This is a genomic window from Primorskyibacter marinus, assembly GCF_003313245.1.
Taxonomy (GTDB): domain Bacteria; phylum Pseudomonadota; class Alphaproteobacteria; order Rhodobacterales; family Rhodobacteraceae; genus Primorskyibacter; species Primorskyibacter marinus.
Genome location: NZ_QJSD01000042.1, coordinates 1 through 9229 on the forward strand (window position 1 = coordinate 1; position 9229 = coordinate 9229).

Sequence of the window (9229 nt, forward strand, 5' to 3'; positions counted from 1 at the left end):
GCCCTGCACGTTGCGCAGATACAAAAAGCACAGGCCGAAGCCCCAGGTCCGCTTGTTAGTCGTCAAGCGTTCAAGCCAATCTGCGGTCTCTTCGTTCTCATCGCTCAGCACAGGGCTGTATCTGTAGCAGGTCTCGCTGATCTCGAACGCACGGCAGGCCAGAGCTATGCTGACCCCATATTGCGCAACTGCATTCATGGCCATCTCTCGCCGATGAGACGGCCTTAACGCTTTTTTCCAAGCGCTTCCTTCAGTAGGTCGTTTTGCATGCTCATCTCGGCATACATGCGCTTGAGACGGCGGTTCTCCTCCGCCATATCCTTCATCTCAGAAATCAAGGACGCGTCCATGCCGCCAAACTTGGCCCGCCATTTGTAAAAACTCGCGCTGCTCATTGCGTGCTCGCGGCACAGCTCAGAGACCGGAACGCCACTCTCTGCCTGTTTCAAAACAGCCATGATCTGTGCGTCGCTAAATCGTCTGTTCTTCATCATAAATCTCCTCAGATATCTTGCCGAGAAAATGCTACTTGTGAACACCACTATTTTTAGGGGGGATTACCCCCTTACTCTATCTTTTGGGGACAACACTGTAGGATCCTGTATTTTCACTAAAAAGCTAGGACGGTCGAAAGACTTACCATCTATTTCGTGATCGTACGAAAGCGGGTTCAGCGCGGCTCGGTATATTACTCTGCCAAACGGTGCGAAGACCTCTCCCGCAACGGACTTGATCCTTTCCGTACCAGAAAGCCGCCGGCTTCAGGGCGGCCATAGGCCTGAGCCTTCTGCGGACGCATTACAAACCAATCGTTCTCGTTCATGCATTCACTCTTTCATTCTATTTGATGAATGACAGAGCACACAGCGTATTCACCAGCTGCATTTGCTCAACAGTATTACACTTCGCCTCACGCAATCGCGGGGCTCCAAATACCAATGCGAGTCCCTTGGCGCGGGAGACCGCAACATTGATGCGATTTAGCGAAAACAGAAACTCCATCCCGCGCGAGGTTTCTTCGGCGGAAGATGCGGTCATAGAAACCAGGCAGACCGGTGCCTCTTGCCCCTGAAACTTGTCTACGGTTCCGACGCGGACCCCCAATGGAAGGGCATCCCGCAGAGCGTTTACCTGCGCGTTATAAGGAGCGACGACGATGATGTCCGTCTCACCCATCGGCCGCGTGCAGCCGTCCTTCTCCGTCCAGCTGCCGTCAAGGAGGTCAGTGACAGATTTGCCAATAGCGGCGACTTCTTCCTGTGCGATCTGTGCATTAGCCTCATGCGGGACCGGCACCCAGAAAGCTCCGGCTTCGGGGAGCGTCGTGCCTGTCACGCACTGGTGAGCGGTATCAGGATGGCTGGTCAGTCGGCCTTCATAGACCTGCTCCGAGATGAACCGACAGACTTCAGGATGCATACGCCGAGATGTGGGAAGGAAAATGCCCCGCTCGGCTGGAACCGTCGCATGCTCACCGAGCATCCAATCCAGGCACGACAGGTTCGCAGGCTCGGGATGTGCCCCCTGAATGACCTGCGGCAACTGGCGTGGGTCGCCCACGAGGACGATGTTTCGCGCGGCACGCCCCATGGCGGCCATGTTGGCAAGTCCGACCTGGCCTGCCTCGTCCACGAACAGCCAATCAAAGGCCTGAACATTTTCGTCGCGCGAGAAGAACCACGCGGTGCCGCCCACGACATCCCCGCCATTGGCGGCCTCTGCGTTGTCGGTCGTACGATGCACATCGCAGTCTTCGGGATAACCATCCTCGCTGCCAGAAACCTTGTGCACCAGTTCGAGATTGATCGGCAGGTCTTGGTCTTCCAACGCTGAAAGACAGCCCATCAGAACATTCCTGATAGCCTCGTGACTGTTGGATGCGACGCCGACGCGATGGCCCTTGCGTACCAAAGACAGGATCGCGCGTGCACTCACATAGGTCTTGCCGGTACCAGGTGGCCCCTGAATCGGCAGGACCGTTTCATCCATGTCATTCACCACGGCAATAGTGCCCGCTACAGGTTCTGCCCCGCCCAAAAGATCGCCTCGTGGGCCAGAGCCCAGACGCGGTGCAGCGCGCGACAGCAGGTCATCCACGGCCGTGTACCGGCGCGCGCCGCACTGATCGGCGATCACATCGCGCAAAGCACCGGCAATGACACCTGTCTGGATCGGCCAGTCCGGATGCAGCGTCAGTTGATCCGCCAAGAGGTCGGCCTTGCCCGGGCCTGCTTTGACAGTGATCTGACGGGCACGGCGATCCATAGACTCGATTCCGACCGTTGTCGGGGGACTGTCGAACACTGGAACCGTCGCCTTCTTGCCGCTCCGCAGTTTCGTTTCCTGTTCGGGATAGGTGTATCGGCGCGCGAAGGATCGCTTGACCGGTTCGACAGGGCCCGCTGCCTCAAGCCCGCCAAGCGCATCGAGATCGTCGAGCAGGTCATCTTCGTCCTTCGCAGCGCTATCGAATACGGCCCATTGCGCGGGCTTCACCTCGCGGCTGTGAAAAACGCCGAGGTTGAACAACATATCCTGCCGCGCCTCCGGCAAGCCAGACGCTGCCAGTATGCTCCGCAATGCTTGCGTATCGGCATCCTGTTCGACCTCTTTATCGCCTGCATCCGGGGCAAGTGTCGGCCAAGGGCCAGCAGGCCGGATGCCGACCAGCCAGTCGCGCAATTCCTCGGTCGAGATACAGTCGATGCGGTTGTAATCCTCGATCTCGTCCAGAATCTGCTGGTCCTGTGTATCTCGCCAACGCTCATAGGCCACGACCGAGCCACCCGCCGTCTTGACCTCGCCATCGCGCTTGCGGTCGTAAAATGCCTCCATCGATTTGATGGAATAGTTCGGTTCCGATCCGATCAGTCCGCCGCGGACCACGGCGAACAGATCGACGAAGCGCCGTTCCCGGAGCAGCCGGTCAAGGAAAGCCTCTCCGATCCCATATTTCGTGGTCAGGCGTTTGAGCGCTGTGATCTCGTAGGGCGCGTAGTGATAGATGCGCGCAGTGGGGTACTGCGAAATCCGCGCTCGAAAAAACGCCAGCAAGTCAGACAATGCCCGCGCTTCTGCGTCGTGGTCATGGGCCCAGAACGCCTTGAACTCCCCGTCGAACCAGATGCCGTGCAGGTATTCGAGGCCGCCCTCGTAGTGTGGATCGCCTTCAATGTCGTAGAACAGGTCGCCCGGCTGCGGTTCCGGCAACAGGTCAAAGCCTTTGCCAGGCTCGGGCGCCCGTAGTTCGAAATCTGGCTCCCCGGTTTTGCGGGCCTGCTGCAGGCGGGCCTGCGTGACCAAACGGGCCTGGGTGTTTTCGGCCATTCCGCGCACTGGGTGATCGAGCGTCGAGAGAGCCTCCAATGTGTGAATGCCCGCGGCTTCTAGCTTTTTCACCTGACCACGACTGATGTTGGCGACATTGAACAAGCTGTCTTCGGCCTGCCAGACACTGTTGCAATGTTCGGCCCAGCGGCACAGACCGCAATCAGCACATGGCACCGTGCGTGTTGGCTGTGGGTCAGCGACGAAGGCTTCCAGCCGCGCTCGCGCCATCCGCGCATAAGCAGAGTAGTCCGCCAGGCGCAGCGTCGCGCGCGTGCCGTCGCCCAGTTCGACATGCGCAAACTCGGGCACCACCCCCTGAATTTGCGCCAGCAGATCGGAATACAGCACCAGTTGAAGCACATGTTTGGGATCGGCCCGACGTTTCAGCTTGGTGTCCGCCACCTCGTAGCTGAACGGTCCGAGCGCCGAGGGGGTCTCAACACGCTCCAGGAAGTCGGACCAGCCGCCCCAGTTCCCCGACAGAAACGCGCCCTGAAACACGACATCCGGACCAGCGGCGAGCGCCGCGCGCGTGGCTTCGGCGTTTTCGCTAAGTTTGCCGCGCTCGATTTCCATGACCGTGCGCTCGGCCTCCTTGAGATGTGCAAGGTGCGCCGCCTCATGCGCATCGCCCTGCTTTTGCAAAAGCGCTGCGTCTTCTGTGTCTTCTCCCGGCGTCGGACCCGTTCCGCGCATATGCGCCAGATCAAGGGTAGTCGCGTGTGCGCAGCCCATGAAGCGCATGAGATCCGTTGCGGACAAGAATATGCGACCGTCGAGATCTCTCATTGCTACTCCATTACCCATGCAAATCAATCTCCAAGGAATCACCTCGACAGACCGCAAGGTCATCAATACCGTGCAAGGGTGTCAATTTCTGGCATGGAGATCAAATGTCTTTTGCAAAAGCGCAGGATTTGCTTCGCCTTGCCCAGATGGCGGCTTCTCGCCGAGGTGGCGTCAGCCTCGAGGACATCTGCGCCGAGTTCGATGTGTCGCATCGCACTGCTCAACGGATGACTGAGGCTCTCGAGGCAACTTTCGTGAACGTTTCGACCGCCGACGATGCGGAAAGACGGCGTTACTGGCGGATGGACGCACCCTTGCCAGACCGACTGCAGCCCCGGCAGGAAACGGCGATCGAGGCGCTGGAAATTGCGGCGCGTACCGCGCGCGATGAAGGGCGTATACGACATTCACGCGCTCTGGAGGATCTCCGTGACGGGCTGCTGGCGCGATTGAATCCAAGGGACGCGCTTCGGTCGGAGGCCGATGCAGAGGCAGTGCTGGCTGGATTAGGCCAGGTCACGCGCCCGGGCCCTACCGTTACGCTGAAGCCTGCCGTGACAGATGCTGTCATCGAAGCGTTGCGCGGTCCCTTCAGGCTGCGCGTCAGCTATGGCGCGCAGGGCGCTGCGCCGCGTGAGATCGAGCCACAAGGTATGCTGCTGGGGCACCGCAGCTATCTCGTTGCGCGCCAACCCTCGCGTAGAGAAGGCATCCTGAACTTCCGCATGGATCGGATTCATGAAGCGGAGGTTCTGAACGAAAGCTTCCAACTGGCCTCGGGTTTCTCCTTAGAGACCTATGCCGCTCAGGCGTTTGGTGTCTATCAAGACCCCGAACAATACGGCGAAGTCGTGTGGCGCTTCTCACCGGAAGCCGCTGAGCGAGCCGCCGAATTCCTTTTCCACCCAACCCAAGTTGTCGAGCCTCAGGACGATGGCAGCCTGATCGTCAGGTTCAAGGCAGCAGGCTGGCTGGAAATGGCATGGCACCTCTATCAATGGGGCGACAAGGTGGACGTGTTAGCGCCCCAAGGCTTGCGCAAATTGATTGCGGGCCACCAGAGGTCGGATTTCGACGCTCTGCCATGACGGTATTGAATAAGAATTTACTATGAAAAACGTTCTTGATCATACGGCCCTGAAAGCAAAGCAACGCGCCATTCGCGAAGGCTTCCCCGAAACCATGGGACTGCGCGCCCATCGCGCCATCAGTTGGATCGGCCGTGCAGAAGCTTGCGGCAAGGATGATGATGCGCGTTTCATTTTCCTTTGGAGCGCATTCAACGCGGCCTACGCCGACGAGCAGGAGTTTCAGGCGGTCGCCCCGGGAGAACGCGCTGCTTTCGTGGAATACTTCGGTCGACTGGTCGCCCTTGATCAAGACCAACGCATCTACAAGGCACTGTGGCAGCGGTTCTCAGGCCCTGTTCGGATGCTCATGGAAAACCGGTACGTCTTCAATCTTTTCTGGCAATACCACAATGGGATTGACGGATTTGAGGATTGGAAGGAACGCTTCAAGACCTCAGCCCGCTCCTTCGCGCAGTCCTTCCAAGCCGGTGACAGTGTATGTGTCCTGAGCTTCATTGGCTTTTTCTCTGGTGTCGAGGCGTTCTGCCAGGCGACCAGCGCGCTCGCCGGAGCTGCGCAGGGCAATCAGGAACAGAAGGATCGCAATAACTGTGACGCCGTAGCGGAGCGCTGCGCGTGCCCATGCCGATCCAACGAGCGAAGCGACAAGCCCACCGATCATCGCCGACCCCGTTTCCAATCGTCAAGGCGGGCGTAGATCGTGACAGCAATGCCAGCCAGCGTTACATCGAAGAACACCCAGCGCAGGGTATCGAGGTACGGGACGAGCGGCAGGATGGCGGTCTGGGTCTCGGCCAGGACGCTCTGCGCCACCTCCACGCCCGCAGCACCCAACGTGGCGACACCCGCCGCGCCACCGCCTTTCATAGTGCGGCTCTCGGCCAGCACCTCGCGCGCGACAGGCGCTTCCTCGGCGAAGGCAGTCGCCCGGACCGGGAACCGCTCGCCCCACTGGCACGCGGGGCCAAGGTCGACGTGCATAAAGCCCGAGCGCGGGTAGAACCCGAATCCTAGGAACCCGACGGCCCGCGCCGCCGTTTCGAACGCGACGGGGTCATGGTTTGACATGGCAATGTCGAAGGCCGCGCCATCCATGTGCTTGGATCGCGTTGCGCCGCCGACGGTGCGGTTGTGCTCCGGGCTGCGATAGGCGGAACGGACGATCAGCGGCGTGCCGAGCCGGTCGCGCAGCGTCTGCAGCATGTCTAGCGCCGCTTTGTTGATCAACAGCTTTCCTGTCCCGCGGCAGGCGATCTCGGCCGGGCTGAAATTCGGCCAGCGCCAGGCTTTTTCCGGCACATCGCGCCAATGGTCGTAAAAGGTCGTCGTCATGGTATCCTCCAGAAACGAAAAGACCCGCCTCGGAGGCGGGTCGATTGGACTGACAGTTTGGAGTGGCGAGCGGCTATGGACCGCCACCGAAGATTTTGAGCTTGATCGCGATGCCCGCGAGCAGCGCCAGCATCACGCCGGTGGTGATCATGCGGACGGCGGTCTGCATCGCGGTGCGGCGCACCAGCCGGACGCAGTCGAGCAATGATCGCAGATCCCGTATATCGAGCGCCGCTTCTTCGCCGTCGAGGCCAACATCGGCGAGCGCGCGCTTGGCGCCTTTCTCGGCAGCGCGGGCCAGCATGGCCTCGAACACGGCGTCCGGCATGCGGACGAAGCCCTGATCGGATCGAGGTGGTGTCATGGGGTAATCCTCTCTCCGTTCAGCCGATCTTGCAGCCCCAGAAGGACGTGTGATCCGCCGCGAAATACACATCCTGCGCGCGGAAATACCCCTGCAGCTCAACCGTATCGCCCGCCGTCAGCGGCAACATAGTCTGCAGCCAGAGGGCCGTTGTTTCCGAGACATGCGCACCGCTGATCTCACCGAAAGAGCCCCGGATTTCGGTCGCGCCATTCAGCACGAGCCGCCCGCGCATCCGGGCTGAGGTGCTGGAATTAACCTTGTAAAGCAGCGTTACTCCGAACAGGTAGGTGCCGTCCACGGGCGCTGTGAGCAGGTTGCTCCCGGCATCAAACGCTCCCTGATCGTTGTAGTCGGTGGTGTTCAGGTCGATCTTCGTCCATGTCCCGACGCCGACATAGTTGTCGTAGTTGGTGTACGCCTTGAAGCGCGGCAGTTGCGGCTGATCGACAATGCCGTTGGCGTTGTCTACGCTCAGCCCATCGAAGAAGGAGCTGCCGTCGGCGGAGACGGCGAGCCGGAACCGGTCGGAGCCGAACAACCCGACCAGCGTCTTGGTCACGAAGCCGGTCTGCAAGGTCAGACCGAGATCGTCGCCCGCGGCCTCCTTGTTCATGGTGTAGAACAGGTCACCTGTGCCGCCCTCGGCGACGGTCTTCGCCGTCCAGAGCGCGGCGTTGAGCTTGGCAGAGAACCGGTTCGAGGCGTCCGCCGTTGTGCCGAGGCCGAGCAGGGCGAGGTTCTGCAACGCCGTCGGTGTGGTCCCTATCCAACCCGCGCCGTCATAGACCAGCAGCAGGCTCTCGTCCTCGACCCAAGCTCGCCAGCCGGTCCGGGGCGACAGGCGCAGCCAGGCCCCATCCGTGAACAGCGCCACGTGCAGGTCCCAGCCCACCCAGTCGCCCGTCGCGCCCGAGCCGACGATGTAGCGGTCGCCGTCGGCGGGGCTGCCAGGCGGCGCAGTTAGGTCCCGGTCGAGCACCGAGAGCCGGACCAGCCCGTCGAGCAGTCGCAGCGCCTCGTTGTGGGTGACATGCTTCTGGGCCTGCTGGTCATGCAGCCGCCTCGATGCCACCGGCCTGCATCTCGCGAGCCAGACCTCCTAGCCCGTCGATGCGGAAGCGCACGTTCAGCCCTTCCGTGCCGATGTCGATGCGCTCGATCAGCAGCGCCACGATGCGGGCTTGCTCGGCGGGGAAGAGTTCGTCCCACACCGGATCAAGCTGCTGCAGGGCCACGCGGGCGTCGGCCTCGGCGATGTCGTCTGTGTCGGCGCGTGCGGCCTTCCATGTGCCCTTCTTGCGGCTGGCCGCAACCTTGTCGCGGATGCGTTCAGCCGTCACCTCGCGTTCGAACTGGGCGAAGCTGAGCAGGATGTTCAGCGTCAATCGCCCCATGGACGTGGTGGTGTTGAACGACTGCGTCACCGACACGAAGGTCACGTCATTGCGGTCGAAAACTTCCACCAGCTTGGCAAAATATGCCAACGAACGGCTGAGGCGGTCGATCTTGTAAACGACCACCACATCGACAAGCCCGTCCTCAATATCTGCCATGAGCTGTTGCAGGCCCGGGCGGTCCAGCGTGCCGCCGGAGATACCACCGTCGTCATACTGATCGCGGACCAGCACCCAACCCTCGGACCGCTGGCTGGCGATGTAGGCTTCGCAGGCGTCGCGCTGGGCGTGCAGCGAATTGAACTCCTGCTCCAGCCCTTCCTCGGACGACTTGCGCGTGTAGACCGCGCAGCGCAGTTTCCTGACAATCGGTTTTGTCATGCGCCCCTCCGATGGTTTTTCAGACCGAAGAACACCCAGCCGTTCCAGCGTGTGCCGGTGATGGCGCACGCAATCGCGGAGAGTGATTTGTAAGGCCGACCCTGCCAGTCGAAACCCTCGGCGGTGACGGTGGCGACGTGCTGGCTGAACCGCCCCGGTTTTACCGGAGAGGGTTTGTTTCAATAGTTGGGCTGCTTTTTCGTCCTCGTTCAAGCTGTCGTAGAAAGCCTCCTCTGCTTCTTGTGGCGTGACATATCCGATAGCGCTGTGCAGGCGTGTGTTGTTATACCAGTCGACCCATTTCAGGGTTTCCCATTCGGCCTGACCAACCGATTTCCAGGGGCCGAGGAAATTGATGCCCTCAGTCTTGAAGAGGCCGATGATGCTTTCAGCCAAGGCGTTGTCGTAACTGTCACCGACGCTGCCGACCGAGGTGTCGATGCCGGCCTCGGCCAGTCTTCGGTGTACCTGTTCGACAGGTATTGGCTGCCGCGATCGCTGTGATGGATCAGCTTGTCAGCCTCGGAGGGTGGGCGCTGACAGAT

The 9229-nt window shown here is 60.7% G+C and carries 7 protein-coding genes and 3 pseudogenes; 2 read left to right on the plus strand and 8 right to left on the minus strand.

Annotated features, from left to right (window positions below):
- Both DMZ65_RS19090 and DMZ65_RS19095 read right to left on the minus strand, forming a co-directional pair.
- Positions 1-491: pseudogene (locus tag DMZ65_RS19090) on the minus strand (transposase); the annotation flags it as partial.
- Positions 492-840: 349 nt separating this feature from the next.
- Entirely contained in the window at positions 841-4119 is a 3279-nt protein-coding gene (locus DMZ65_RS19095; protein ID WP_116600293.1) for a TM0106 family RecB-like putative nuclease, read from the minus strand.
- Between the two features lie 128 nt (positions 4120-4247).
- Between DMZ65_RS19095 and DMZ65_RS19100 the strand changes: the two genes are divergently transcribed.
- On the plus strand, positions 4248-5207 hold the full coding sequence (locus tag DMZ65_RS19100) for a helix-turn-helix transcriptional regulator (RefSeq protein WP_232825073.1): 960 nt from the start codon (positions 4248-4250) through the stop codon (positions 5205-5207).
- Between the two features lie 22 nt (positions 5208-5229).
- Positions 5230-5907, plus strand: a complete 678-nt coding sequence (locus tag DMZ65_RS19595; protein WP_157960698.1) for a HEPN domain-containing protein — start codon at positions 5230-5232, stop codon at positions 5905-5907.
- Here DMZ65_RS19595 and DMZ65_RS19110 read toward each other — a convergent pair.
- From DMZ65_RS19110 to DMZ65_RS19135, 6 genes and pseudogenes are all read right to left on the minus strand, one after another.
- Entirely contained in the window at positions 5868-6542 is a 675-nt protein-coding gene (locus DMZ65_RS19110; RefSeq protein WP_116600295.1) for a YcbK family protein, read from the minus strand. The two genes, DMZ65_RS19595 and DMZ65_RS19110, sit on opposite strands and share 40 nt — an antisense overlap.
- 73 nt (positions 6543-6615) lie before the next feature.
- On the minus strand, positions 6616-6906 hold the full coding sequence (locus DMZ65_RS19115; RefSeq protein ID WP_116600296.1) for a DUF6127 family protein: 291 nt from the start codon (positions 6904-6906) through the stop codon (positions 6616-6618).
- 19 nt (positions 6907-6925) lie between these two features.
- Positions 6926-7981, minus strand: coding sequence for a DUF2793 domain-containing protein (locus DMZ65_RS19120; protein WP_116600297.1), 1056 nt, complete (start codon positions 7979-7981; stop codon positions 6926-6928).
- Positions 7959-8684 carry a recombinase family protein gene (locus DMZ65_RS19125; RefSeq protein ID WP_116600299.1) on the minus strand — a complete coding sequence of 242 codons (726 nt, stop codon included), beginning with the start codon at positions 8682-8684 and terminating at the stop codon, positions 7959-7961. Before DMZ65_RS19125 ends, DMZ65_RS19120 begins: the two co-directional genes overlap by 23 nt.
- Positions 8681-8827 (minus strand): annotated as a pseudogene (locus DMZ65_RS19130) (DUF2924 domain-containing protein); the annotation flags it as partial. The gene DMZ65_RS19125 and the pseudogene DMZ65_RS19130, both read right to left, overlap by 4 nt.
- Positions 8828-8903: 76 nt before the next feature.
- Positions 8904-9229, minus strand: a pseudogene (locus tag DMZ65_RS19135) (transposase); the annotation flags it as partial.

Bases quoted from the DNA above. Each gene is read 5' to 3' on its own strand.
- DMZ65_RS19095 (WP_116600293.1), bottom strand. From the start codon at position 4,119: ATGAGAGATCTCGACGGTCGCATATTCTTGTCCGCAACGGATCTCATG.
- DMZ65_RS19595 (WP_157960698.1), top strand. From the start codon at position 5,230: ATGAAAAACGTTCTTGATCATACGGCCCTGAAAGCAAAGCAACGCGCC.
- DMZ65_RS19110 (WP_116600295.1), bottom strand. From the start codon at position 6,542: ATGACGACGACCTTTTACGACCATTGGCGCGATGTGCCGGAAAAAGCC.
- DMZ65_RS19115 (WP_116600296.1), bottom strand. From the start codon at position 6,906: ATGACACCACCTCGATCCGATCAGGGCTTCGTCCGCATGCCGGACGCC.
- DMZ65_RS19125 (WP_116600299.1), bottom strand. From the start codon at position 8,684: ATGACAAAACCGATTGTCAGGAAACTGCGCTGCGCGGTCTACACGCGC.